Consider the following 25,924-nt stretch of genomic DNA (forward strand, 5'->3'; position numbering starts at 1 on the left):
ACTGAAAGGATGAATATGGCAAAATTAGTTCTTGTTAGACACGGAAAAAGCGAATGGAATAAACAAAACCGTTTTACCGGCTGGGTGGATGTGGATTTGGCTCCGGAAGGTATTCAGGAAGCCAAAAAAGCTGGTCAGATATTAAAAGACGCCGGATTTACTTTTGATATATGTTTCTCATCTTTTTTAAAAAGGGCTATTAAGACGGGAATTATTATTTTAGAAGAACTAGATTTACTATGGATTGACCATTTGAAAGACTGGAGATTTAACGAAAGGTTTTACGGTGCCCTTACAGGACTTAATAAAGACGAGGTTAAAAAAGAGCTTGGAGAAGAAAAATTTCTGCTTTACAGAAGAAGCTATGATGTTCCTCCTCCGCCTTTAAGTGAAGATGACCCGAGACATCCGAGATTTGATCCGAAATATAAAAATTTTCCTGTTGAATTAATTCCAAGCACAGAATGTTTAAAAGATAATCAGATACGCTCAATGGCGGCTTTTCATGAAAGAGTTGCACCGCTTTTAGTTGAAGGTAAAGATGTGTTGATTACAGCTCACGGAAATACAATAAGAGGGATGGTTAAAGAATTTGACAACATAAGTGATGAGGATATTCCAAAATTTGAAATAGCTACAGGAGTGCCGAGGGTATATGAATTTGATGAGGAGCTTCATATTAAAAAAGTTTATAATTTAGATTAATTTATAAAGAAGTTTGCTAAAACTGTTGGCAAAATTTTGAATATCTTTTTTACAAAAAGGCTTTGGGCCTTTTGTAATTTCCCCGCTCTGTCTAATCTCAGCCATTAAATTTCTTATGCTTAAGAAATTTTGAATAGAATTCTCATCATATATTTCCCCTCTGTGCCCTAAAGCGAGAGCATCTTTTTTAACAATTCTGTCAGCCAGGGGTATATCGGCAGTTATTACCAAATCGTTTTTTTCACACAGGCTTACAATTTCATCATCGGCTTTGTCTATTCCTTCGTTTACAATAATATATTCGATAAACGGGCTTTTTTCAAAAGAAATTTTTTTATTGGATACCACAATTGTTTTTATTTCGTTTTTATTTACCGCTCTGTAAATTATGGGTTTTACTGCCTTTGGCAAAGCATCCGCATCAATTAAAATTTTCATTTTTTTCTCTTATAAAAAAATAGCTGCCAAAAAGAGCGGAAAATGTATTTATACTTACAAGCATATAAATAATAATTATCTGGTAGCTTACCGCTTTTAGCGGGGATGCACCGGCCAAAAGCATTCCTGTGGTAATACCGGGAATTGCAACAACACCTATTGTTTGAAGCATATTGTTAACAGGTATCAAAGCTGCTTTTATAGCTTCTTTTTGCATTATTTTATAAGCCGATTTCAAATTTGCTCCGATGGCAATAAAACTCTCAATTAACTCTTTTTGCAAAAACAGTTCTCTTTTTAATCTTTCTATGGTTAACGTGTAGGTATTTAATGAATTTCCTATAATCATGCCCGCAACAGGTATAAATTCATATGGTTTAAGAGAAATTATTTTTAAAGTTATCATTATACTTAGAATTATTACAGCGGACATACTAATGGAATAAAAAGCACATAAGAATAAAAATTGAGTTCTCTTTTTTGCTATGAAAGAAGCGTAAATGAGCATAAACAACACAATAGGTATATACCAAAGTGGATTTTTAATTTTAAATAAAAACCCTAAAATGAATCCCAAAATACTCAGTTGCAGCAGTGCTCTTAGAGAATTGATAAAAAGTTCTTTTTCAATACCGATTTTGTTTTTGTATGAAATAAACAAAGGGATAAGCACTAAAATAAAACTTAAAGTAATTATGCTGAATTTCAATTATTTCCTTTTTAATAAAATTGTATCACATAATTATAAATTTATATTATATAGAAAAAATATTATGTTAATTTTGATAAAAAATTATATTTCTCTTTTTTGAAACTAATTATTTTGATAAAATACATTAAAAAAAGGCAGCTTATGCAAATATTAAAAACAAATGCCGCAAATTTCAGGCTTAAATTTGAAGAAATTTTAAACCGGGGAAAAATGGACATAGAAAATGTTGAAGGAATAGTGAAAAACATTATTAACGAAGTCAGGAGTGAAAAAAACAGAGCTTTATTTGAACATATCTCAAAATTTGACAGATGGAGTCCTGTTAAAGACAGTGATTTGGAAATAACAAAAGAAGAAATGAAAAAAGCTTATGATAATTTGGATGAAAAATTAAAATGCGCTTTACATCTTGCGTATGATAGAATAAAAGCCTATCACGAAAAACAGCTTCCCAAAACCTGGCTTACGTTTGAAGAAAACGGGACTATTTTAGGACAAAAAGTAACCCCCGTCGAAAGAGCCGGTGTATATGTTCCCGGAGGAAAAGCTTTTTATCCAAGCTCTTTGCTTATGAATGTAATTCCCGCAATTGTAGCCGGAGTAAAAGAAATTGTTGTCACCACGCCCGTAATTGAAAATAAACCAAATGAACTTTTACTCGCTGCTTTATATATTTGTGGTATGCCAAAGGCTTTTAAAGTAGGTGGTGCAAGTGCAATTGCTGCTATGGCTTACGGAACGGAGAGTATTCCGAAAGTGGATGTAATTACGGGTCCCGGGAATATTTTTGTCGCAACGGCAAAAAAACTGGTTTTCGGGGAAGTAAATATAGACATGATAGCAGGGCCAAGTGAAATTGGTATTATTGCAGATAACACCGCAAAAGCTAATTACATGGCAATAGATTTACTTTCCCAGGCCGAACATGATGAAATGGCAAGTTCAATAATGGTAACAGTTTCGGAAGAGCTGGCAAAAAATACACAAAAAAAAGTTTACGAATTTTTAAATGAGCTTGAAAGAAAAGAAATTGCAAAAAAATCCATTGATGAAAGAGGTGCTATTATTATTGCCCGCAATATTGATGAGGCAGTTGCACTTATGAACGAAATTGCGCCTGAACATCTTGAAATTGTTACAGCTAATCCGTTTGAACTGCTTCCAAAAATTAAAAATGCGGGTGCGATTTTCTTAGGGGAAAATACTCCTGAACCGATTGGTGATTATATAGCAGGACCTAATCATACTTTGCCTACCGGGGGAACGGCAAAATTTTATTCTCCTTTAAATGTTGAAATTTTTATGAAAAAAAGCTCAATTATCTCTTTTTCCAAAGAAGCTATCAAAAAAATGGGAGAAGACTGTGCTATCTTAGCTAAGAGTGAAGGGCTTACGGCCCACCAGAAATCTGTTCTTGAAAGGCTTAAGTGAATTTTGACAAATTTGATTTTATAGAGAATTTTTTACCTGATTCTCCTTTTGTTTATATAATTTTTCTTTTTTTCTTTTTTTTCTTTACAACAATTTTTGTTTTAACAGTTGCAAAATTAACAAAAAATAAAAGTATTCAAAACAATAATAAAAAATTAACTATCGAAGATTTAATAAAAATATCTAAAAATGAAAAATCAAATATTAAAGATTTGGTATTTGCGATTGAATATTTTAACTCTGAATTTAAAGTAAAACAGTTTCCCGATAAAGCAGTTAAATTTCTTAAATCTGTTTTAACACATAAAAACAGAGGCAAAATTTTATTTGATATTTTTCATTCAAAAACCGTAAAACTGAATAAAGAATTTAAAGAACGTTTGAATAATTTAGAAAAAGAATGTTTGAATAAATAAGATAGAGTTTAAACTCTATCTCTAAGATTAAGTGCAGAAATTACTTCAAGATATTTGTTATGGTCTTTTCTTTTCAAATATCTCATAAGTCTTTTTCTCTGTCCAACTAATTTAAGTAATCCTAATCTGCTTGAATGGTCGTGTTTGTGTGCTTGTAAATGTTCGTTAATTTGATTGATTCTTTCGCTCAATAGTGCAATTTGCACCGCCGGGCTTCCAGTATCAGTTTCAGTATTTCCGAATTTAGCGATAATTTCTCTTTTTTTCGCCGAATCCAAAGCCATTTTAGCCTCCTGATTGGTAAATTTTAGTTTTTCAACTAAGACTGAAAGTATATCTTTTTTTATATAAAAAATCAAATTTTGATAAAATTTTAAAAAAAGGTGTTTATGAAGAAAATAATTCTGTTATTATTTACTTCGATACTGTTTAGTTTAAATATATTAATATTGAATTCTTATTCTGCAAAGCTGAAATGGACTCAGAATGAATTAAACGGTATACTTAACGAATTAAATGATCAGAATTTAAATATTTATGTGGAATTTATGGACACCAAACTTTTCAGACCCACTCCTGAAAGATTAAAAAATTTTTATAATTATATATTCAATAAGTATAAAAAAATACCTTTTGATATTATTATAGTTACCGATGACAACGCTTTGAATTTTGTAAGAAAAAATATAAATTCGGCCTTGTTTTCGAATGCAAAAGTTTTTTTTGCAGGGATAAACAATCTAAAATTGGCAAAAATTTTAGATAAAAACAGATTTGCAGGGGTGTTTGAAAAAAAAGAACCGGTGACAAATTTACAATTTGCTTCGAAAATTGTAAATTTAAAAACTTTGTATGTGGTGGGGGATAATTCAAATTCCGCCAAAATAGTAATGAAACAGTATAAAAAAGCATATAAAACATTTAAAAATATAAAATTTGTTTATATAAATGAAAAAGAGTTGACCCATTTATTGTATTTTTTTAAAGACAATTATTCAAATGATTCGGCTATGATGTTAATCAATCCTTTTAGTTTCAATTATGAAAACAGACATATATCTTATAAAAAAGCCGTTCAGCTTCTTTCTAAAGTTTATAAAAGGCCTATAGTTGTTCATACGGATATCCTGGTAAATATAAAAAATTCAAATGTTGTAGGGGGAAAAGTTAATGATTCCCATAATCAGGGTAAAATAGCCGCAATAAAAGTAAAAGAATATTTAAACAAAAAACAGATGAAAAAACTTGGTTTTACTTTTGAAAAAGCGAATAAAATGTATTTAAATGTTTTAAATCTTAAAAAATTCGGTGTAAATGCGTATTATCTGGGTTATAAAAATGCCGTTTATGTAAACAAACCCCAAACACTCTGGAAAAAATACAAAAATGAGATTATTTTAATGCTTTTATTTTTTCTTTATCTGGTTTTGGTTATTGTTATTTTAATTTATAAAAATATTCTTTTAAAAGAATTAAACAGAGAAAAAGAAAAATTGAATTTTGAATTACAAAAAAGAATAAATTCAGCTGTAGAAGATATTCAAAAAAAAGACAAACTTTTGGCTAATCATGCAAAACTTTCAGCTATGTCCGATATGATGGGGGCTGTGGCGCATCAATGGAGACAGCCTTTAAACGCTCTTGCAATTAATTTACAGGTTTTACCTGAAATTAGCGATAAAAATAAATACAGCGAAATTATTGATAAAAATTTAAAAATTATAAATTTTATGTCCAATACCATAGACAATTTTATAAAATTTTTTAAAAATGATGAAAATGAACTGAATTTTTCTGTAAAAACTTCCGTAAAAGAGACTTTGGATATTTTGGATGCACAGTTGAATGCGAAAAAAATTATAATTGAATTCAAAGGGAATGATTTTTATATTAAAGGGAATAAAAACCAGTTTAGACAGGTGGTTTTAAATATTATAAACAATTCAAAAGAAGCCTTTAAAAATCAAAAAAATAAAAAAATTGAAATAATTTTAAAAAATAAATTAAAAAAAATATATATTTTGGACAATGCCGGCGGAATTGAAAAAAATTTGCTGGATAAGATATTTGAACCTTATTTTACAACAAAAGATAAAGGAAGCGGACTTGGGCTTTATATCAGTAAAATCATACTTGAAAAATATTTTAATGCCAATCTGTTGATAAAAAATACAAAAATAGGAGTAATTAATATTATTTCATTTTAATATAAACAGATAATTTAGGTATAATTTGGCAAAAAGGGTTGATATGCTGTTTACAAAATCAAGCGCTTATACTCTGCAGGCTTTGATGGAGCTTTCAAGGTTTGATAAGCCTGTGGATGTTACGAAACTTTCCGAAATAACTTCACTGCCAAAACCGTTTTTGGCAAAACTGCTGCAAACATTGTCAAAAAAAGGTTATGTTAAATCATTTAAAGGGATACACGGAGGTTTTTTACTAGAAAAAAAACCAAAAGAAATAAAAATATTAGAGCTGTTTAAAGTTATTGAAGATAAAGATTCTCTGGTTTTTTACTGCTCCAAAAAGCCTGAAAACTGTGTAAGGAACAGGGCAAATATCTGCTGTGTGAGACCTTTTTTTGTATTTTTGGAAAATAAACTTGATGAAATTATAAAAGATATGACTTTAGAAGATGTTATAAGGATGAAATCTGATAAATAAAATTAAAAATTCACTTAAGTTATTAAGCGAAATAACTGATTTAGGTGTTGTTGCTTTTGTTTTTGCAATACTTTTAATTATTATTATTCCGCTGCCAAACGGAATACTTGATTTTTTTCTCACGATATCTTTATCTGTGGGTATATTAATTTTACTTCTTAGTTTATATATCCCAAAACCTACTGATTTTACAACTTTCCCCACATTGATTTTGATTGTTACGCTTTACAGGCTTTCACTGAATGTTGCAACAACAAGAATGATTCTCTCAAACGGTTATTTAGGGCCTGATGCCGTAAGTAAAATAATCTCCGCTTTTGGAGAATTTGTTGTGGGCGGAAATTATATTATAGGTATTATTGTATTTACAATACTTGTTATTATAAACTTTATGGTAATTACCCAGGGCTCAACCAGGGTTGCTGAAGTGGCGGCAAGATTTACCCTTGATGCGATGCCCGGAAAACAGATGGCTATAGATGCCGATTTGAATGCCGGACTTATTGATGAAAACGAAGCAAAAAGAAGAAGGGCGGAACTTATCCAGGAAGCAAATTTTTACGGTGCAATGGACGGGGCCAGCAAATTTGTAAAAGGTGATGCGATTGCCGGAATTATTATTACACTTGTCAATATTATAGCCGGGCTTTTAATAGGTATTTTTCAGCATAATATGGATATTGCCGAGGCTGCTTCCACATATACCATATTAACGATTGGAGACGGTCTTGTTGGGCAGATTCCGGCACTTATGGTTTCAACAGCTACAGGTATTATAATAACCAGGGCAAGTAAAGATGAAAGTAATTTTGCAGAGGGTGTTATTAAACAGTTAATGAAAGATTACAAGGTTATTTTAATTGTAGGGACATTTCTTTTTTTTATGGCTTTTATCCCCGGATTTCCTAGAGGAAGTATGATATTTTTGGGACTTGTATTTTTAATGACAGGATATTTAATGATGGAAACCCAAAAAGGGGTAGACCCGCTTGCGGCAATTATCGCAAAATTCAGAAAAAAACCGCCTCCAAAGCCTAAAAAATCCCCTGAAGAAGTTGCAAAAGAAGAAGAGAAGCCTAAAAAATCACCTGAAGAACTTGCAAAAGAAGAAGAGAGGGTATTGGAAAATATTTTGAAAGTTGAGCTGCTCGAGCTTGATATCGGTTATCAGCTTATTAAAATTGCCGATCCGAATCAGGGAGGGGATTTGCTTGAGAGAATAAAAACAATGAGAAAAAAAATAGCCTCTGATTTTGGGTTTTTGGTACCGCAAATCAGAATAAAAGATAATATTCAGTTAGAACCAAACGAGTATCAGATTTTATTAAAAGGGGTTGAAGTGGCCAAAGGTAAAGTTTATCCAGACAGATATCTTGCTATGTCAACGCCCATGGTGATTGAAGAAATTGAGGGGGAACACGTAAAAGAGCCTGCTTTTGGAATAGATGCAATATGGATAGACGAAGATAAAAAAGAAGAGGCTTTAATGAACGGATATACTGTTGTTGATGCTTCGACTGTGATAGTTACACATCTGAGTGAAATTATAAAAAAATATGCAGAGGAGCTACTTACCCGTCAGGAGACTCAAGCATTGATTGAGAGAATTAAAAAAGATTTCCCGGCCATTGCGGACGATACCTTGAAAGTTGCAAATATCGGACTGATTCAGCGTGTTCTTAAATCTTTGCTTCATGAAAAAATTCCAATTAAAGATATGATTACAATTCTTGAAACAATTGCCGATATTGCCGAATATACTAAAAATATTGATACAATAGTTGAGCATGTAAGAAGCAACTTAAGCAGGGTTATAACAAAACTTTATGAAAGCGAGGACGATACGCTTAAACTTATAACATTTGATACGCAGACTGAACAGTTCTTGCTTTCAAAACTGCAGCAGCAGGGAGATAATAAACAGTTTATTTTGACGGTATCGGAAATGAATAAACTGGTTGAGGAAATAAGCAATGCGGCTAGCGAAATTGTAAATAAGGGAATTGCTCCGGTGGTGTTGATAGTGGATCCGTTAATCAGAAAGCCGCTTGCCGAAATACTTGAAAGATTCGGTGTGGATGTGGTAGTATTATCCCATGCGGAAATAGACCCTAATGCTAAATTTGAAGTGCTTGGAAGTATTAGTATAAATTTTAAGGAATAGCATGTTAAAAAGCACGGAAAAAAGTTTAATTAAAAAAATGTTTTTATATCCTGTTTTATTAATAATGTTTTCATTTTTACTGTTAATGATTTCATCATTTATTACTTTGAAAATATTTAAAAAAAATGAAATAAATAAAGATATTGAAAATTTAATAAATAATAAAAAAGTTTTATTAAAGAACATGTGGTTAATTTATCGCAAGATGTTGACAATGCTTTAAAATTTAGTATTGATGAAACTAAAAAAAGTGTAAAATACAGAGTTTATTTGGTTTATTTTACTGTAAAAAGTCTTTATTCTTTAAATAAAAATAAAAAATTTATAATAACTTATTTGAATCAGTTAAACAAATATTTAAAAAATCATTATGTTTTTGTATATGATAAAAACGGAATAACAAAAGTTCATAAATTAAATTCTTTTTTAGGAAGAAGCATTAAAACAATTTATTTGTCAAATCATATATCTTTTTATGAAATGAGTAAAAAAATTTTGCAAAAAAGCAGTGAAGGGTTTATTGAAATAAAATTTTTCAAACCAAACCATACAAATAAAAAATATTTAAAAATTGATTTTATCAAATATATACCTGAACTTAATTTGATAATAGGTTCCGGAGAATATGTGGATGAAATAAAAGCAAAACTTGCAAATCAGATTTTTCAAAGAGTAATGATTAAAAAATATGGAAATAATAATTATTTTTTTATAATTAAAAAAGACGGCACTTTAATTGTAAATCCCACATATAAAAATGAAATAGGAAAAAATATTTTGAATTTAAAAGATGTTGACGGGAAATATTTTATAAAAGAGATGATAAAAAAAGCACTTTCAAATAAAAACGGGGCTTTTGTAATTTATAAATGGTTAAATCCAAGTGATAATAAAATAGAAAAAAAACTCACATATGTAATATACAATAAAACAATAGATGCCGTAATAGGCAGCGGTTTATATATTCAGCAGGATATAGATAAGTATGTAAATAAAGAAAAAAGAAGAATAAGCAATGAATTTAAATCGTTTTATAAAAGTTTGATTTTTACTTTTTTGGCAGTTTTAATATTTTCGGTTTTATTGACATATTTTCTTTCTAAAAGATTAGAATTTATTTTTATAAAATATAACAAGTTATTGGAAAAAGAAAAAAATAAAGCGGAATTTGAGGCAATTCACGACCCTTTGACAAAAATACCGAACAGAAGATTTTTTAACCAAAAACTGAAAGAAGAGTTTTTAAGGGCAAAACGATATAATACAACGTTTTCACTGGCAATGATAGATATTGACCATTTTAAAAAAATAAATGATACATACGGTCACGACACAGGGGATATTGTTCTTAAAAAAATGACTTCTTTTATAAGAAAAAATATTAGAAAAAGTGATTTTTTTGCAAGATGGGGCGGGGAAGAGTTTATGCTGATTTTTCCTTATACAGATTTACAAAAAGCTAAACAAATTTGTCAAAAATTAAAAAGAGAACTGCAGGAAAATGAATTTGTCCAAACACCTGTAAAATTCACAATAAGCTGCGGTATTACAGAATTCAGAAATGATGGCGATATAGAAAATATTATAAAAAGGGTTGATGAAGCTTTATATGAGGCTAAAAACAGCGGTAGGGATAAAATTGTAGCTATTTAAAAGCAATAAAAGTTGCAAAATTATTCCATCTGAAAATTACCTCAACCTCTTTAAATCCTGCAGTTTTCAGCATTTCAATATTCTCTTCCATAGTATAGGGAATTAAAACATTTTCGAGAGCCTCTCTCTTCCTAGCTATTTCATATTCTGAATATCCCATTTTCTTTTTATAATCATAATATAAATCTATCATTATTTTATTGAGTTTTTTATGGTTTGTTATCAGTTTTTCGCTCATTAAAAATATTCCGTCATTTTTCAGGGAATTGTAAATTTTTTTAATAAGCTTTTCTCTTTTAAGTGGCCTTACAAACTGAATTGTATAATTTGCAATTGCGGCTTTTGAATTGGAAAAATCATATTCTAAAAAATCATCTTCAATAAATTTTATATCAACTCCAAATGCTTTTGCCTTGTTTTTTGCCCTTTTAATCATAGCGTCTGAATTGTCTATACCTGTCAAATCAAGTTTTTTATCGCTTTTTTTGGCAAGTTCTATTAAAAAAGTTCCGGTTGAACTTCCCAGATCCACAATTTTATCGCTTTCTTTTAAAAAATTTTTTAAAATATCTATTTGTAAATTTAAATTTTCTTTATAAAAAGGGACGCTTCTATTTAGCATATCGTCAAATACACTGGCAACCTCCTCGTCAAATTCGAACTGTTTTTTTATCGGTTTATTGAAAACTTTGTCTTTCAACTCTTTTCCTTATGGTATAATTTTTAATAATTTTACTATAAAAGGCGTTTTTATGAAAGATGCAACTTTAGCCCTACATTTAGGATATGAAAAAGACAATCAAAAAGCGATGCAGGTTCCTATTTATATGACCACGGCTTACGAATATGAAAGCACGGAGCATGCGGCAAGGCTTTTTAATCTGGAAGAAACTGGAAATATTTATACAAGACTTGATAACCCCACTACAAGAGTTTTTGAAAAAAGAATAGCGGCGCTGGAAAGGGGAATAGGGGCTGTTGCAACGGCAAGCGGAATGGCGGCGGTATTTTATTCTCTTACAAATTTAGTGCAAAGCGGGGATAATATAATTATTTCAAATAAATTATACGGGGGAAGTATAACCCTTTCTACCCATACATTGAATAAATTTGGTATTAAAGCTAAATTTTTTGATGTTCACAATCCTGAGATGCTGGAAGATATGATAGATGAGGGAACAAAAGCAATTCTGATTGAGAGTGTTTCAAACCCTGCTCTTGCTGTGCCTGATTTTGAAGGAATAGCCAAAGTGGCAAAAGAAAGAGGTGTTATATTAATTTGTGATAATACAATTGCAACTCCTTACGGTGTAAAGCCTCTTACACTCGGATGCGATATTGTGTTGCACAGTTCAAGCAAATATATAGTGGGAAACGGGAGTGCAATAGGCGGTGTTATAATTGAGGGAAAAAGTGCCAAAGAAAAGCTCTCTTCATACAGATATCCTCAGTTTAACGAGCCGGATGAGAGTTATCACGGACTTGTTTATAATAAAAAATTTGAAACTCCTTTCACAGCAAGGGCCAGATTGGCGCTTCTGAGGGATTTCGGGGCGGTAATGTCGCCTTTTAACGCATGGCTTATGATTTTGGGATTAGAACACCTGCATTTGAGAATAAAAGCACACAGCGAAAATGCTTTTGAAATAGCTAAATTTTTGCAGTCTCAAGAGAATATAAAAAAAGTCAATTATCCGTTTTTAAAGGATAATGAAAATTATAAATATGCCAAAAAATATCTTAAATATGCCGGTGGAATTGTGAGTTTTGTTGTGGAGAGTTATGAAAAGGCAAAAAATATAGCAAATTCTCTTGAAATTTTTTCCCTTGTAACAAATATAGGGGATTCTAAATCCATTGTAACACATCCTGCAAGCACAACACACCAGCAGTTAAACAAAGAAGAGCTGATAAAAGCGGGGGTTGACGAAGGGCTTATCAGGCTAAGTATCGGGCTTGAAGATGTGGAGGATTTGATAAATGATTTGAAAAAGGCTCTTAATTGAAAGAGGAGATTAAAAAACTCTCTTTAATTCCGGTTTTGCTTTTTTTTATTTTTTCAGTATTTTTTTTTGTGATTTTTTACCAGTATATAAGATATATTTTGGAAAAAGATATATATGAAACTGAAAAAAGGGTAATTAATATAGAAAAAATGCATTTAAAACAGGATGTTGATAAATTTAAAAAAACGTTTAATTTGATTTTTGATACATCCTATAGTGTGGCAAATTCAAATTTAGAAATTTTTTTAAAAATATTGCTTGAAAAAAATACAATAAATAATTTTTATATTTCAAAAGACAACAGTTTTATTTATGGAAAAGTGATAAATAAAAAATTAAATTATGAAATATATAAAAACAGATATATTATACTGAATTATAAAAATAATAAATTTTTGGTTTATTTTATAAATGAAGGAAAAAATGTCTATATAGCGGGAATTAATAAAAAATATCTTGATAATCTGGCGTTAAATAAAATAAAAAAATATCTCGATGAAATAAATAAAAACAATCCAAATTATATAGCTATGGGAAAAATAACTACTTTTAACCCGGATAAAGACGGAATTTTTGGATATTTATATTATATGCCTTTAAAATTAAGAGAAATGGAAGGATTTGTTCTTTCAACTAAAAAACCTGATGTAAAAGGTAATTATTTCAGAAAAAAATATCTTGAGTGTTTTAAAAAACATAAAAACTGTTTTATAGAGTATTATTTTAAAAATCCAAAAACAGGAAAAATTGAGCAAAAAATAAGTTATTTTACACTGATAAAAAATTTTAATTTTGATATATTAAAAGGTATTTACGCATCCCAGATAAAAAATGAAATAAAAAAAGAGATAGTAGGACAGCAGAAAGAATTTAAAAAAATTTTTTTGATAGGAATTTTTATATATTTTGTTTTATTAATTATTTTATATATTGTTTTGACTTATTTTATTCAAAAGTTTCAAAATAGAATATTAAATGAATATGGGAAACTGATTGAAAAGCTTAGAAAAAGATATTATTTTGATTCCCTGACAAATTTGCCAAACAGGCATAAACTGATAGAAAATTTAGATAATTACGAAGGTTTGATTCTTATTGATATTGATGATTTTTCCGATGTAAACGATGTTTACGGATTTGACATGGGCAACGAAATTTTAAGAAATTTTTCCAAAAGATTATTATCAAAATATAAAAATGTTTACAGGAGTGGAAATGACGAATTCGTTATAGGGTTTAAAAGAAAAATAACTAAAAAAGATTTGTGTGAAATTGCAAATAACAAATATGAGTTTAACCTTATAGAAATATCTTTCAGCATAAGCGGAAGCAATGAAAAGGGAAAACTTTTAAAAACAGCTGAAAGCGCTTTAAAAAAAGCTAAAAAAAACAGTGAAAACTGTGTTTTGTTTAATGAAAAAATAGAAAAAGAACAGAGTGAAAGAATAAAAACAATACAAAAACTTAAAAAAGTTTTGGAATATAAAAGAATAATTCCTTATTATCAGTGTATAAAAGGAGAAAAAGAAAAATACGAAGCACTTATGAGAGTCGAAATAGACGGTGAAATTATGCCTCCTTTTTATTTTATGGACCTTTTGAAAGAGGCAAAGCTCTATTATAAGTTTTCTGAAATAATGATTCAAAAGGTGCTTGACGATGTAAAAAACGAAAGAATAAAAAATGTATCTATTAATCTCTCTTTTATAGATATAGTAAACGAGGAAACAAACAGATTTTTATTAAACCTTGTAAACAACTGCAAAAAAACCTCTGAAATAACATTTGAAATACTGGAAAGCGAAAGTATTAAAGATTTTGAACTTGTAAAAAAATTTATTGATTATGTCAAAAGTAAAGGCATAAAAATATCAATAGACGATTTTGGAAGCGGATATTCAAATTATATCAGAATATTGGAGCTTAAACCGGATTTTATAAAAATTGACGGAACGATTGTCAAGAATATAAATAATGATAAATATTATGAAATAATAAAACTGATGATAGAATTTGCCAAAAAATTTAATATTAAAACTGTTGCCGAATTTGTTGAGAATGAAGAGATTTACAATAAATTAAAAAATCTCGGAATTGATTATTATCAGGGTTATTATTTTTGTAAACCTGAAAAATTAGAAAATCTAAAAAAATAAGTTAAAATTTCATTTAAAAAAGGAAAATATGAAAATTGAAACCAAAATAGCCAAATTTACAAAACCTTTATATCTTGAAAGCGGTAGAATTCTTGAACCTTGGCAGATTATTTATGAAACATACGGAGAGCTTAATGAAAAAAAAGACAATGTGATTCTTATAACACATGCACTTTCCGGTTCCCATCATGCGGCCGGAATGTATGAGGGTGAGAGAAAACCTGGCTGGTGGGATTCTTTAATCGGCGATGGAAAAGCGGTCGATACCACTAAATATTTTGTTATAGCAACCAATGTAATAGGTAGCTGTTTTGGCTCAACCGGTCCTATCAGTCCGATATATCCCGGAAGCAGTGAAAGATACAGGCTTAAATTTCCTGTAATTACAATAAAAGATATGGTAAAAGCCCAAAAAATTTTATTGGATTTTTTAGGAATTAAACACTTAAAAGCCGTAATAGGCGGAAGTATGGGAGGGATGCAGGCATTAAGATTTGCTGTGGATTATCCGGGATTTGTTGAAAAAATTTTCCCTATTGCCACAACGTATCAGACAAGACCGTATGTAATTGCTATTAATAAATCTATGATTGAGGCGCTTAGGAGTGATTGTGAATTTAAAAACGGAAATTATGACCCGAAAGAAATCAGGAAAAAAGGCCTGAAAGGTTTGGCGGCTGCAAGAATGGTAGGGTATTTAAATTATATTTCCCCTAAAACGTTTGATAAAAAATTTGGAAGAGATTATGTAAAAACAGACGGTATGTTTGAACTTTTCGGAAGGTTTCAGGTTGAAAGTTATCTGGAATATAACGGAAGCTCTTTTCCAAAATGGTTTGATCCGCTAAGTTATATATATTTGTTAAAAGCTATTTCACTTTTTGATATAGGCAGAGGGTTTATTAATACAAAAGAGGCTTTTTCACAGATTAAAGACAAACTTGTTTTGATTTCCTTTTCAGGGGATACTCTGTTTTTTCCAGAAGAGATGAGGGAAATTAAAAAATATATGGATGATATAAACGGAATTTGCGAGTTTTATGAAATAAAAAGCGATTACGGACATGACAGTTTTTTGGTTGAAGTAGATAAATTTGAAGATATTATTAAAGAGGAGCTAAGTAAATAGTGAAAATGGTGAAAGCCTGTCCGGCCGCTTGCAAAGCGGCGGGGTGGTGAGTAGTGAAAATGGTGAATGTTGGATAATGAATTTTGATAAAGGAGAATTATGCAGGATTTTGAAAAAAAATTAAAAGAGGCAAAAGAGCTTTTGGAAAAATTAAACGACCCTGAACTTACGCTTTTTCAGGCGATGGAATATTATAAAAAAGGTATAAAACTGCTTGAAGAGGCTGCTAAAATGATAGAAGAGGCCAAACTTCAGTTTAAAGAACTTACAAAATGAAAATAGCGGCCCTTCAAAGTGCCGAGCTGCCTATAAATAAAACAAAACTTGATTATTATATAAATATTGCAAAAAAAGAAAAAGTTAAGATTTTTATTCTTCCCGAATATGTTTTAAACAGGTTTTTTAAGGAACTTGAAAAAACACCAAAAAATTTTATTATAGAACAGTCAAGACATCAGTTGGAACTTCTTAAAAAACTATCTAAAATTTATAATATCGTAATCATTGCACCTGTTGTGACATATGAAGATAAAAAATTTTTTAAGATAATCATCAAAGCAAAAAACGGTAGAATTTATAAATATTATCAGCAGATTTTAATGCCATATTCACATTGGAATGAAGAAAAATTTTTTGCTAAAAAAGAAAACAGGCCTTTTATTTTTAATATTCAAAATATACGGTTTGGGATAATGTCTGGATTTGAGAGCCATTTTACTAAATTTTGGGATTATTTTGAAACTAAAAAGGCTGATATTGTTTTAATTCCGAGTATTGGAACTTTTAATTCTTTTAAAAGATGGTTTGAAATGCATAAAACATTTGCTTTTTTAAAAAATATGTATGTATTAAGGGTTAACCGTGTGGGAAACTGGAAAGAATGGGAGTTTTACGGAAAAAGTTATCTTATAAACCCTTTTGGGGAAGCAGAAAATATTTTGGGAAATAAAGAAGAGATGATGATTTGCAAACTTGATAAAAACATTATTAAAGAAGCGAGAAAAGAATGGAAATTTAATAAATTAAGCAGAGGGCTTAATTTAAGTTAAAAGTGAGAAGTGTAAAGTTAAAAGTTTTTTTCATTTTTCATTTTTACTTATTGAAATATTTCTAATATTTCATACGCCGTATTTCTTTTAGCCGGAATTTCCCCCACGTCTTTAATCAGTTCAATCATTTCCTGCTGATTCATTGCGTTTTGAGCACCCGCGCTTCTAACCACATTTTCTTCCATCATGGTAGAACCTAAATCGTTCGCCCCGTATAAAAGTGCAAGCTGTCCGATATAACTGCCCTGTGTTACCCAGGAGCTTTGAATGTTTTTGAAATTATCCAAAAACAGTCTTGCAACCGCAAGATACCTTAAATATCTGTTTGAAGAAGCCTTATATTTTACAATACCTTCTTTATAAAGTGCAGTATTGTACGGCTGAAAAGACCACATAATAAAAGCTCTGAATCCTCCTGTTTCGTCTTGCAATTTTCTTATTAAATCCCAGTGTTCCACTATTTCCTCTATTGTTTCTACAGTTCCAAACATCATCGTTGCGGTTGAGCGCATGCCTATTTCGTGTGCGCTTTTATGAACTTCAAGCCATGTGGAAGTATCTATTTTATTGGGTGCTATTATATCCCTTACCCTGTCGCTTAATATTTCCGCCCCGGCTCCCGGAATTGAAAAAAGCCCTTTTTCTTTTAGCCTTATTAAAACTTCTTTTACAGGAATTTTGCTTATTTTGCTTATATATGCAATTTCGGGTGCAGAAAATCCGTGTATGGTTATCTCCGGATATTTTTTATGAATGTGCTCCACTAAATTTTCGTAAAAATCAATTTTTAAATTCGGATGAACGCCTCCTTGAAAAAGTATCTGTGTTCCACCTATTTTTATCAGTTCATCAATTTTTTTGTCTATTTCTTCAAAATTTAAAATATATGCATCTTCATTTTTTTTATGCCTGTAAAAAGCACAAAATTTGCAGTCAATAAAACATATATTGGTATAATTTATGTTTCGGTCGACAATAAAAGTGGTTATTTTTTCAGGATGAAGCTCTCTTTTCTTTTCAAGCGCCATTTTTCCGAGAGTAATTAAATCCCCATTTTTAATTAAATCTACTGCTTTTTCTTTGGATATTCTCAAAATAACTCCTTTTTTTTGTATAATTGCTTTATAATATCAAAAAAAGGCAAATCATGGAAGAATTGATTGAAAAAATATCCGGGAAAACGATTAATGAGCTTAAAAAAAGCAAATAAACCTGCTTATCCGCTCTATTACAGGGATGTTTTTGTAAATATAACAAGAGAAGAGAAAATATTAGACCAGTTAAACCCGAGACTTTTATGTATTGAGCCAAATCTTAGCGAAGAGCTTATAAACAAAACCGCAGATACGGTAAAAAATATAAATCAAACCTCCAACAATATAAAAGAGGAGTCGATTAAACTGCTTGAAAAAATTGAGCCTGTCGAAGCAGAAGAAGTTAAAAGTCTTGTTATTCAATATTCTTCCAAACTGCTTGATCAGATTAATAAAATGCAAAATAAAATAAATGAACTGGAGATGGAACTTGACAGGGCTTACAAGGAACTTTTGGTTGATCCTCTCACAAAAGCATTTAACAGAAAGGCTTTTGAAAAAGATATAAATGAAATTTTAGAGGCGGGAAAAAACAGGGATTTGGATATGGCTCTGGCTATTGTCGATTTGGACCATTTTAAAGAAATAAACGATACCTACGGGCATCTGGTAGGTGATTTTGTGCTTAAAAAACTTGTGGAAATAGTAAGAAGACTTTTAAGAAAAGAGCATAAAATATACAGAATAGGCGGTGATGAATTTGTAATTTTACTAAACAGAACCGATTTGAAAGCAGCAGAAGTTATAATTGAGAGAATAGTGAAAACTATGGAAAAAACAAAAATGAAATATAAAGAGCATTTGATAGACATAACAATATCAGTGGGACTTACAATGCACAAAAGCGGAGACAGTATTGAGGGTATTGTTAAAAGAGCGGATATGGCTTTATATGAGGCAAAAAAAAGCAGAAACAAATATGCGGTAGAGTTATAAGGATAAAAATGTGGTTTGATGCGGTAATTATAGGAATAACGCTTATATTGGCGATAAAAGGTTTTTTTAACGGATTTGTAAAAGAAATTGCAGGACTCATTGGATTAATAGGCGGATTATGGCTTGCAAGAGAATATTTCCACAGTGTCGGAATATATATCGATAAAAATCTTTTTGCAATAAAAAATTATGCCGCCATAGATTTGGTGGGTTTTATTGTTGTTTTTGTGGGTTTTTGGATAAGTGTTGTTTTTATAGGATTTTTAATTAATAAAATTTTAAAAATGAGCTCTCTTGGTGCTCTTGATAAAATTTTAGGATTTATTTTTGCCGGGCTTAAGTTTTTTTTATTGATAAGTGTGATTATAGCACTTTTATATAAAGTTGAATTTATTAAAGAAAAAACCCGTAAATATATTAAAAACAGCATTACTTTTCCAATATGTTTAAAAGCCGGAGAAAAAATAATAAACCTTTCTCCCAAAGATTTAGAAAAACTTTCTAAAAATGTTAAAATTTCAAAAAAATAAAGGGAATTAATGTTTAGCAACGAATACGTAAAACAAAGAATGGCAAAAGCTTCCAATTTAAAAGAAGCCGGAATAAACCCGTATGCCCATAATGCTAAAAGAGATACTAAAATTTCTGAATTTTTAGAAAAAAACAAAGATATAGAGAATCTTGAAAACAAAAGGGATGAAAACAGAATATTCACAGTGGCGGGGAGAGTTAAATTCCTAAGGCTCATGGGAAAAGCCGCATTTTTTAAAATTGAAGACGAAAGCGGTATTTTGCAGGTTTATATGAATAAAAATGATTTGGGTGATAATTTTAACTTACTCAAAAAGAATCTTGAAGTAGGGGATATTGTGGAAGTTAGCGGATATCCGTTTATTACTAAAACTGGAGAGCTTACAATTCATGCCAAAGTTGTGAAAATACTCACAAAAGCGGTTCATCCATTGCCGGAGAAATTCCACGGTCTTCAGGACGTGGAAACTAAATACCGTCAAAGATATCTTGATATGATAATGAATAAGCAAACGAGAGAAAGGTTTAAATTAAGAAGTAAAATTGTTTCTCTTATAAGAGAATTTTTTTTGAGTCATGGATTTTTGGAAGTTGAAACCCCGATGCTTCATACAGTTGTAGGAGGCGCAAATGCAAGACCTTTTATGACACATCATAATGCGCTCGATATAGAAATGAATCTTAGAATAGCACCTGAACTTTTCTTAAAAAGACTTATAGTAGGCGGTTTTGAAGCAGTGTTTGAGCTTAACAGAAATTTCAGAAACGAAGGAATTGATCAAACCCATAACCCTGAATTTACAATGCTTGAATATTATTGGGCATATCATAATATGCAGGATTTGATGAATTTGACAAAAGAGCTTTTTAATTATCTGCTTGAGAAGTTGCATCTTCCTAAAAAGATACCTTTTGGAGACATGGAAATAGATTTTAACAATTGGAAAATAATTACTTATAAAGACGCTTTGGTCCAGATAGGAAATATACCGGAAGAAATATTAAACGATATTGAAAAAATGAAAAAATATTTAAAAGAAAAGGGAATTGAAATTGAGGAGCATATAGATTCGCGCGGAAAACTATGGGCGGAACTTTTTGATGAATTTGTTGAAGATAAGCTTATCAACCCGACTTTTATAACCCAGTTTCCTATTGAAATTTCACCTCTTGCAAGAAGAAGTGATGAAAACCCTGAATTTGCAGAGAGGTTTGAACTTTTTATAGCCGGGAGGGAAATCGCAAACGGTTTTAACGAATTAAATGACCCGATGGATCAGTACGAAAGATTCAAAGCCCAACTTGTTGCTAAGGCAAAAGGTGATGAAGAGGTTATGGATATGGATTACGATTATATAAGGGCGCTGCAGTACGGAATGCCTCCGACCGCCGGTGAAGGAATAGGAATTGACAGACTGGTTATGCTTTTAACCAATACGGAATCTATTAAAGATGTTATTTTATTCCCTACAATGAAGCCTAAAAAAGAGATTTTTGATAAAGATGATACAAAATAAAAAAGGAGTTACAATGAGTTTAAAAAATTTTGATGCAGACGTATATTCAATTTTGGAAAAAGAGCTAATTAGACAAACAGATCATCTTGAAATGATTGCCAGTGAAAATTTCACTCTTCCTGAAGTTATGGAAGCTATGGGAAGTGTTTTTACAAATAAATACGCAGAAGGTTATCCAGGTAAAAGATATTACGGCGGATGCGAATATGCAGATATGGTGGAACAGCTTGCAATAGACAGGGCAAAAGAACTGTTTGGATGCAAATATGCAAATGTTCAGCCGCATTCTGGAAGCCAGGCAAACGGGGCGGTGTATGTGGCTTTAATGAAACCGTATGACAAACTCCTCGGAATGGATTTAAGCAACGGAGGGCATTTGACACACGGGGCAAAAGTTAATTTTTCGGGAAAACATTATCATAGTTTTTCTTACGGAATAGATGAAAAAACAGGCAGAATAGATTACGACAGGGTTAGAGATATTGCAAAAATAGTTAAACCTAAAATGATAGTCTGCGGTGCAAGCGCTTATCCAAGAGAGATCGATTTTGCAAAATTCCGCGAAATCGCCGATGAAGTAGGTGCTGTTTTAATGGCTGATATTGCCCATATCGCAGGACTTGTGGTAGCGGGAGAACATCCCAATCCTTTTCCGCACTGTGATGTGGTGACAACTACAACACATAAAACCCTGAGGGGGCCGAGAGGCGGTTTAATTCTTACAAACAATGAAGAATATGCCAAAAAAATAAATTCTGCAATTTTCCCGGGAATTCAGGGCGGACCCCTTGTTCATGTAATTGCTGCGAAAGCGGTCGGGTTTAAAATGAATTTGGATGCAAGCTGGAAGGATTATGCCAAACAGGTAAAAGCAAATGCAAAAGTTTTAGCCGAAGTTCTTCTTGAGAGGGGATATGATTTGGTAAGCGGCGGAACGGACAACCATTTGATTCTGGTCAGCTTTTTAAATAAAGAATTTAGCGGAAAAGAAGCAGAAGAAGCACTGGGAAGGGCAGGAATAACAGTAAATAAAAACACGGTTCCGGGCGAGAAAAGAAGCCCTTTTGTCACAAGCGGTATAAGAGTCGGCTCACCTGCACTTACAGCCAGAGGTATGAAAGAAAAAGAATTCAAGTTTATTGCACAAAAAATGGCAGATGTTTTAGATGATATTTATAATGTAGAGCTTCAGGATAAAGTGGCGAAAGAATTAAAAGAATTGGCAGGCAAATTTGTAATTTACAACAATCCTACCTATTAATTTGTCCCCCTTTTGGGGAAAGGAGCGTTTTTGGCCTATAATGTAGATGTTTCAATGATAAAAATAAATAAAAATTATTATTTTGAATACAAAGGGAAAATTGTAAATAAAATTGTCTATAAAGGCAAAACCTATTTTGATAAATATGAAAGAATAAATGAGCCTTTGACTCTTAAGATTATGAATGAACATATTGAAAAAAGAAAAATTATCGCTTTTGATTTAATCAATAAAAATACGGTGGAAAATATTGTTTTTGATTATAACGGAAGAGACCCTGAGAAATTTTGGAACAGGGCTTCTTTAATATTAAGGCAGGAAGGTTTTTTAAATTTTACAGCATACAATTCGAAAACACCCGGGCATTTGCATCTGTATGTGCATAAAGGCCATACGACGTTAAATGAAGGGATTCAACTTGCCAAAAAACTTTCTTTAAAATTATCTTCAAAACTGCCTAAACAATGGAGAATGTTTCCGACAGATGAATTGCCAAGGGAATTTAATATATTGAATCTGCCTTATGAACTGTATAAAAAAGAAAGGGGTGCATCTTGGTCACAACACATGTAAGGAGAAAAAATGGAAAAAGATGATTTATTAAACATTAAACCTAAGAAAAATATAAAAAAACCTTTAATTTACGGTGCAATCGCTTTTTTGATTTTTATAATCGCTGTTATAGTATATGCAATTTATTCAAATTCAAAACAGGAAAATGTTGTTTTGCCTCCTCAGGTTAATGAAACTCCAAAAGAGAGTTCCGGCGGATTTAAAGAAGTTCCTATTGAGGAAAACACGTCAACTATAAGTGAAAAATTGACTAAAAATGTAATTATAAACAATACAAATGAAAAGAATGAAACAAAGGTCAATGAAAACAGAATTAACAAAACGCCTCAAAACAGTGACCAAAGCGGTATGGAACAGTCAAAAAAACAAACTTCCGAAATTTCTGAAAATAAACCCACACATACTCTACAAAAAGAATCATCAGTTAAAAAAAGTGTTTCACTCAGATATTATATTCAGGTGGCAGCTTTAATAAAATATAAAAAGCCGGATAAAAAATTTTTGAATTTAATAAAAAAAGAAGGCTTTGATTACAGGATTTATCATACTTATATAATAAAAAACCATAAAAAAATACCTGTTACAAAAATATTAATCGGTCCGTTTAGAAATGAAAAAGAAGCTAAGAAAAATTTGAAAATTGTTAAAGAAAATTTAACCCAAAATGCATTTATATTCAAGGTTAAATAATGGTATATACAAAATTTTTGTTAGACGAACTTTCAGCGGTGGCTATATATTCCCAAATCTCTTCACTTTTTCCGGGTGAAAAACTTTTTTTGCTTGAAAGTGTTATAAACAACGATAACGGTAATTTCAGTTTTATTTTTGTAGGCGAAAAGGAAAAAGTTGTTTTTGACGGAAATAAAACGGCTTATTTTAAAAATAATAAAAAAGAAGTTTATAATACAGACCCTTTTAGCTTTTTAAAAAAATATTATAAAGATATTGAAAAAAATTATTATAAAAAAATTTCACAAAAACTTAATATCGGCTTTGTCGACGGATTTATAGGATATGTTTCTTACGATATGGTGAAAATATTCGAACCTGTTTTAAAACAAGAAATGGATAAATTAAAAGATGAAACCGATATACCCGATTTTTATATGATAAGGCCTAAAATAATAATAGGCCTTTCCCATAAATCTTCTGAAATCACCGTTATTGTCAATGATGAAAAAATGGAAAATTATTTATATATTATAAAGGATTTGCTGACTTCTGGATATAAACATCTGCCTTTAAAACCCATAAAAATAGAAAAAGAGCCACATTTTTTATTTAATAAAGAGCAGTTTTTTGAAATAGTGGAAAAAGCGAAAGAGAATATTAAAGCGGGGGATATATTTCAGATTGTTTTATCAAACAGACTTTATTTAAAAGCAAAAATTGATAAATTTTCTTTTTACAGGAAACTTAGAAGCAAAAATCCATCCCCCTATCTCTATTTTTTAGATTTTGGCGAATTTTCAATTATAGGTTCTTCTCCGGAGGTTATGGTAAGACTTACCGATGATGTTGTTTTGTTAAGACCGATAGCCGGAACAAGGAAAAGAGGCAAAACCCTAAAAGAAGATTTGGAAATGGAAAACGATATGATAAACGACCCTAAAGAAAGAGCCGAACATGTAATGCTTGTGGATTTGGGCAGAAACGATGTAGGAAGAATAAGCAGGGGGGGGAGTGTGAATGTCGAGGATTTTATGAGGGTTGAGAGATATTCCCACGTAATGCATTTGGTAAGCGATGTTGTGGGAATAAAAGATGAAAAATACGATATGTTTGATGTGTTTAAAGCCACTTTTCCCGCAGGAACCGTAAGCGGTGCCCCTAAAATAAAGGCAATGGAGTTAATAGCATCATATGAAAAGGTAAAAAGAGGTTATTATGCGGGAAGCGTCGGGTATTTCGGCTTTGACGGAAATATGGACAGTGCCATAACAATAAGAAGCGCTTTGATTAAAAAAGATAATGTAATTTTTCAAGCCGGAGCCGGCATCGTTGCAGATTCAAAACCGGAGCTTGAATTCAAAGAAATTAATAATAAATTGGGCGCATTGGTTTCAACATTAAAAGAATTAAGTAAATAAAAAATGGGGGTATTAAAATCTTATACAGGTAAAAAGGTTTTAATTAGGCCTCAGGGGTTTTTGGATTCTCAAAACGCCTCTTTTATAATAACACCCCAGGATATCAATAATTTTATAAACAGAAAAATTAAATATGTCAGCATTGATTTTGGTAAAATTATCAGTGTTAATATTTCCGGCATGCGTTTTTTAAATGATATATTTGAAAGACTTTATAAGAATAATATAGAATGCGCAATATTTTCTGCCAATAAACAAATAGTGGATATTTCCCTTAGAATTGAAAACAGATATTTCAATATTTATGAAAATGAAGAAGTTGAAAAACTTTTTACATCGGAAGAAATAATTACAAAAGATATTTACATCTGTTGCATGAAATTTAATAATTTTTAACAAAAAAAGGTTATGTGCCTGTCGTAGTGGATAATGAAAAGAATATAAATACTCAAAATGCGCTTATAATAAAAAACAGTATCGTTTCTAAGTTTGCAAATACAATAAGTGCCGTGACAAAAAACGATATTGTATATTTCTTTTTTGACGGTTTTTTGGATGCCGATATAATAAATATGTTTGATATTGAATATTTCAGACGTTCTTTACTTACCGGGTTTAGAATATTTGTTTTTGATATGAATAATGTAAAAGGTCTTAATATTCATGCTGTCAGATTTCTTTCGAAATTAGGTGTTGAAGCCGCTGAATACGGAGCACTTCTTACAATAATCGGGCTTGATACCAAAGGTGTGCAGCCTAAACTTCTTGAAGATTTGGAAATTGTGGGATTTGTATTTTTTGCAGATGAGAAAACTTTTACAAAGTGATGTTTTAAAAGAGGCCAAGGCCAATATGCAAATTGTTTATAAAACCCAAAGAAAAATTACAAAAGAACTTGTTGAACTTTTGCCTTATTTTGTAAAATCTACAATAGAAACAATTGAACTTTTAACAGGAATAGAAGCAAAAAAAGAAAAACCGGAATATACGGAAATAGAAATAGACACAAATAAAAACTATGTATCGAGTTCGATAGGTTTTTACGGGGATGTAGACGGATTAATGATACTGATTTTTGCAGAAGAGCTGAGTAAAAATTCTAATCGGCGAAGAATTGACAAATAAAGAAGATTTAATAGACATGGTGGGGGAGTTTGCAAATATTATAGTGGGAAACGTAAAAAGCGAATTTCAAAAAAAAGATATAGAAATTGATTTGACCCTTCCGAAAGTTTTTGAAGATTTGGAAAAATTAAAGGTTTTGGTTGAGAAGAAAAAAGCTTTAAAAATTAAATTTTATTTTGAAAAAGAGGAATTTTATATTTACCTGACAAGGTAATTAGTAGTGAGTTGTGAGTAGTGAGTAGTGAGTTGTGATTTGTGAGTTGTGAGC

The 25,924-nt window shown here is 30.8% G+C and carries 29 protein-coding genes; 24 read left to right on the forward strand and 5 right to left on the reverse strand.

Going from position 1 to position 25,924, the window contains the following annotated elements:
• Window positions 1–15: 15 nt before the first annotated feature.
• Window positions 16–705: a 2,3-diphosphoglycerate-dependent phosphoglycerate mutase gene (gene gpmA / locus DZ68_RS0107995; protein WP_024788089.1), complete on the forward strand. Its 690-nt coding sequence runs from the start codon at window positions 16–18 to the stop codon at window positions 703–705.
• Here the strand turns inward: gpmA and DZ68_RS0108000 are convergent.
• Together DZ68_RS0108000 and fetB are read right to left on the reverse strand one after the other, a co-directional pair.
• Window positions 697–1,143 carry a YaiI/YqxD family protein gene (locus DZ68_RS0108000; RefSeq protein ID WP_024790976.1) on the reverse strand — a complete coding sequence of 149 codons (447 nt, stop codon included), beginning with the start codon at window positions 1,141–1,143 and terminating at the stop codon, window positions 697–699. The genes gpmA and DZ68_RS0108000 overlap by 9 nt on opposite strands.
• The gene (gene fetB / locus DZ68_RS0108005) at window positions 1,127–1,852 is read right to left on the reverse strand and encodes an iron export ABC transporter permease subunit FetB (RefSeq protein WP_024790977.1); all 726 of its coding nucleotides are present in this window, start codon (window positions 1,850–1,852) and stop codon (window positions 1,127–1,129) included. Before fetB ends, DZ68_RS0108000 begins: the two co-directional genes overlap by 17 nt.
• Window positions 1,853–1,996: 144 nt before the next feature.
• Here fetB and hisD point away from each other — a divergent pair, with 144 nt between their 5' ends.
• On the forward strand, window positions 1,997–3,286 hold the full coding sequence (gene hisD / locus DZ68_RS0108010; RefSeq protein ID WP_024790978.1) for a histidinol dehydrogenase: 1,290 nt from the start codon (window positions 1,997–1,999) through the stop codon (window positions 3,284–3,286).
• Window positions 3,283–3,702 (forward strand): hypothetical protein, encoded by a 420-nt coding sequence (locus DZ68_RS0108015; RefSeq protein WP_024790979.1) that lies wholly within the window; start codon window positions 3,283–3,285, stop codon window positions 3,700–3,702. The genes hisD and DZ68_RS0108015 overlap by 4 nt, the downstream gene beginning before the upstream one ends.
• Window positions 3,703–3,710: 8 nt before the next feature.
• Here the strand turns inward: DZ68_RS0108015 and rpsO are convergent, their stop codons facing one another.
• The gene (rpsO, locus tag DZ68_RS0108020) at window positions 3,711–3,986 is read right to left on the reverse strand and encodes a 30S ribosomal protein S15 (RefSeq protein WP_024788094.1); all 276 of its coding nucleotides are present in this window, start codon (window positions 3,984–3,986) and stop codon (window positions 3,711–3,713) included.
• 105 nt (window positions 3,987–4,091) lie between these two features.
• Between rpsO and DZ68_RS10515 the strand changes: the two genes are divergently transcribed.
• From DZ68_RS10515 to DZ68_RS0108050, 5 genes are read left to right on the forward strand one after another with little or no spacing between them, the layout of a single operon-like run.
• On the forward strand, window positions 4,092–5,909 hold the full coding sequence (locus tag DZ68_RS10515; protein ID WP_024790980.1) for a HAMP domain-containing sensor histidine kinase: 1,818 nt from the start codon (window positions 4,092–4,094) through the stop codon (window positions 5,907–5,909).
• 43 nt (window positions 5,910–5,952) lie between these two features.
• A complete protein-coding gene (locus tag DZ68_RS0108030; RefSeq protein WP_024790981.1) occupies window positions 5,953–6,369 on the forward strand; it encodes an Rrf2 family transcriptional regulator in 417 nt (138 codons plus the stop codon).
• Complete coding sequence (gene flhA / locus DZ68_RS0108040) at window positions 6,359–8,533, forward strand: flagellar biosynthesis protein FlhA (protein WP_035908234.1); 2,175 nt, start codon at window positions 6,359–6,361, stop codon at window positions 8,531–8,533. The genes DZ68_RS0108030 and flhA overlap by 11 nt, the downstream gene beginning before the upstream one ends.
• Window position 8,534: 1 nt before the next feature.
• A complete protein-coding gene (locus DZ68_RS0108045; protein ID WP_024790983.1) occupies window positions 8,535–8,756 on the forward strand; it encodes a hypothetical protein in 222 nt (73 codons plus the stop codon).
• Window positions 8,720–10,186, forward strand: coding sequence for a cache domain-containing protein (locus tag DZ68_RS0108050; RefSeq protein ID WP_024790984.1), 1,467 nt, complete (start codon window positions 8,720–8,722; stop codon window positions 10,184–10,186). The genes DZ68_RS0108045 and DZ68_RS0108050 overlap by 37 nt, the downstream gene beginning before the upstream one ends.
• Here the strand turns inward: DZ68_RS0108050 and cmoA are convergent.
• Window positions 10,179–10,886, reverse strand: coding sequence for a carboxy-S-adenosyl-L-methionine synthase CmoA (gene cmoA, locus DZ68_RS0108055; RefSeq protein WP_024790985.1), 708 nt, complete (start codon window positions 10,884–10,886; stop codon window positions 10,179–10,181). The two genes, DZ68_RS0108050 and cmoA, sit on opposite strands and share 8 nt — an antisense overlap.
• 52 nt (window positions 10,887–10,938) lie before the next feature.
• On the opposite strand from cmoA, the gene DZ68_RS0108060 reads away from it, so the two are divergent.
• From DZ68_RS0108060 to DZ68_RS0108080, 5 genes are all read left to right on the forward strand, one after another.
• Window positions 10,939–12,192: an O-acetylhomoserine aminocarboxypropyltransferase/cysteine synthase family protein gene (locus tag DZ68_RS0108060; protein ID WP_024790986.1), complete on the forward strand. Its 1,254-nt coding sequence runs from the start codon at window positions 10,939–10,941 to the stop codon at window positions 12,190–12,192.
• Entirely contained in the window at window positions 12,189–14,348 is a 2,160-nt protein-coding gene (locus DZ68_RS0108065) for an EAL domain-containing protein (RefSeq protein ID WP_024790987.1), read from the forward strand. Before DZ68_RS0108060 ends, DZ68_RS0108065 begins: the two co-directional genes overlap by 4 nt.
• A gap of 28 nt (window positions 14,349–14,376) precedes the next feature.
• Window positions 14,377–15,477, forward strand: coding sequence for a homoserine O-acetyltransferase (locus tag DZ68_RS0108070; RefSeq protein ID WP_024790206.1), 1,101 nt, complete (start codon window positions 14,377–14,379; stop codon window positions 15,475–15,477).
• 99 nt (window positions 15,478–15,576) lie between these two features.
• Window positions 15,577–15,753 (forward strand): exodeoxyribonuclease VII small subunit, encoded by a 177-nt coding sequence (gene xseB, locus DZ68_RS0108075; RefSeq protein WP_024788105.1) that lies wholly within the window; start codon window positions 15,577–15,579, stop codon window positions 15,751–15,753.
• On the forward strand, window positions 15,750–16,526 hold the full coding sequence (locus DZ68_RS0108080; RefSeq protein WP_024788106.1) for a carbon-nitrogen hydrolase family protein: 777 nt from the start codon (window positions 15,750–15,752) through the stop codon (window positions 16,524–16,526). Before xseB ends, DZ68_RS0108080 begins: the two co-directional genes overlap by 4 nt.
• A 47-nt stretch (window positions 16,527–16,573) precedes the next feature.
• Here DZ68_RS0108080 and DZ68_RS0108085 read toward each other — a convergent pair whose 3' ends face one another.
• Window positions 16,574–17,620: a dehypoxanthine futalosine cyclase gene (locus DZ68_RS0108085; RefSeq protein WP_201768041.1), complete on the reverse strand. Its 1,047-nt coding sequence runs from the start codon at window positions 17,618–17,620 to the stop codon at window positions 16,574–16,576.
• Window positions 17,621–17,713: 93 nt separating this feature from the next.
• On the opposite strand from DZ68_RS0108085, the gene DZ68_RS10520 reads away from it, so the two are divergent.
• The 11 genes from DZ68_RS10520 to DZ68_RS11155 are packed head-to-tail and all read left to right on the forward strand — an operon-like array spanning window position 17,714 to window position 25,870.
• Window positions 17,714–18,556, forward strand: a complete 843-nt coding sequence (locus DZ68_RS10520) for a GGDEF domain-containing protein (RefSeq protein ID WP_236619710.1) — start codon at window positions 17,714–17,716, stop codon at window positions 18,554–18,556.
• Between the two features lie 8 nt (window positions 18,557–18,564).
• Complete coding sequence (locus DZ68_RS0108095) at window positions 18,565–19,086, forward strand: CvpA family protein (RefSeq protein WP_024790990.1); 522 nt, start codon at window positions 18,565–18,567, stop codon at window positions 19,084–19,086.
• 9 nt (window positions 19,087–19,095) lie between these two features.
• Entirely contained in the window at window positions 19,096–20,604 is a 1,509-nt protein-coding gene (gene lysS, locus DZ68_RS0108100; protein WP_024790991.1) for a lysine--tRNA ligase, read from the forward strand.
• 13 nt (window positions 20,605–20,617) lie between these two features.
• The gene (locus DZ68_RS0108105; protein WP_024790992.1) at window positions 20,618–21,865 is read left to right on the forward strand and encodes a serine hydroxymethyltransferase; all 1,248 of its coding nucleotides are present in this window, start codon (window positions 20,618–20,620) and stop codon (window positions 21,863–21,865) included.
• Between the two features lie 30 nt (window positions 21,866–21,895).
• The gene (locus DZ68_RS0108110; protein ID WP_024788112.1) at window positions 21,896–22,438 is read left to right on the forward strand and encodes a DUF1882 domain-containing protein; all 543 of its coding nucleotides are present in this window, start codon (window positions 21,896–21,898) and stop codon (window positions 22,436–22,438) included.
• Between the two features lie 9 nt (window positions 22,439–22,447).
• Complete coding sequence (locus DZ68_RS0108115; protein ID WP_024790993.1) at window positions 22,448–23,128, forward strand: SPOR domain-containing protein; 681 nt, start codon at window positions 22,448–22,450, stop codon at window positions 23,126–23,128.
• Complete coding sequence (locus tag DZ68_RS0108120) at window positions 23,128–24,531, forward strand: anthranilate synthase component I family protein (protein ID WP_024790994.1); 1,404 nt, start codon at window positions 23,128–23,130, stop codon at window positions 24,529–24,531. The genes DZ68_RS0108115 and DZ68_RS0108120 overlap by 1 nt, the downstream gene beginning before the upstream one ends.
• Before the next feature lie 3 nt (window positions 24,532–24,534).
• Window positions 24,535–24,927, forward strand: coding sequence for an STAS domain-containing protein (locus DZ68_RS11140; RefSeq protein WP_024790995.1), 393 nt, complete (start codon window positions 24,535–24,537; stop codon window positions 24,925–24,927).
• A gap of 26 nt (window positions 24,928–24,953) precedes the next feature.
• Window positions 24,954–25,358: a hypothetical protein gene (locus DZ68_RS11145; protein ID WP_236619711.1), complete on the forward strand. Its 405-nt coding sequence runs from the start codon at window positions 24,954–24,956 to the stop codon at window positions 25,356–25,358.
• Between the two features lie 25 nt (window positions 25,359–25,383).
• On the forward strand, window positions 25,384–25,656 hold the full coding sequence (locus DZ68_RS11150) for a hypothetical protein (protein WP_236619712.1): 273 nt from the start codon (window positions 25,384–25,386) through the stop codon (window positions 25,654–25,656).
• Window positions 25,646–25,870, forward strand: a complete 225-nt coding sequence (locus DZ68_RS11155; RefSeq protein ID WP_024790998.1) for a chemotaxis protein CheX — start codon at window positions 25,646–25,648, stop codon at window positions 25,868–25,870. Before DZ68_RS11150 ends, DZ68_RS11155 begins: the two co-directional genes overlap by 11 nt.
• The last annotated feature ends 54 nt before the right edge of the window (window positions 25,871–25,924 follow it).

The organism is Lebetimonas sp. JS085, assembly GCF_000523295.1.
Lineage (GTDB): Bacteria > Campylobacterota > Campylobacteria > Campylobacterales > Nautiliaceae > Lebetimonas.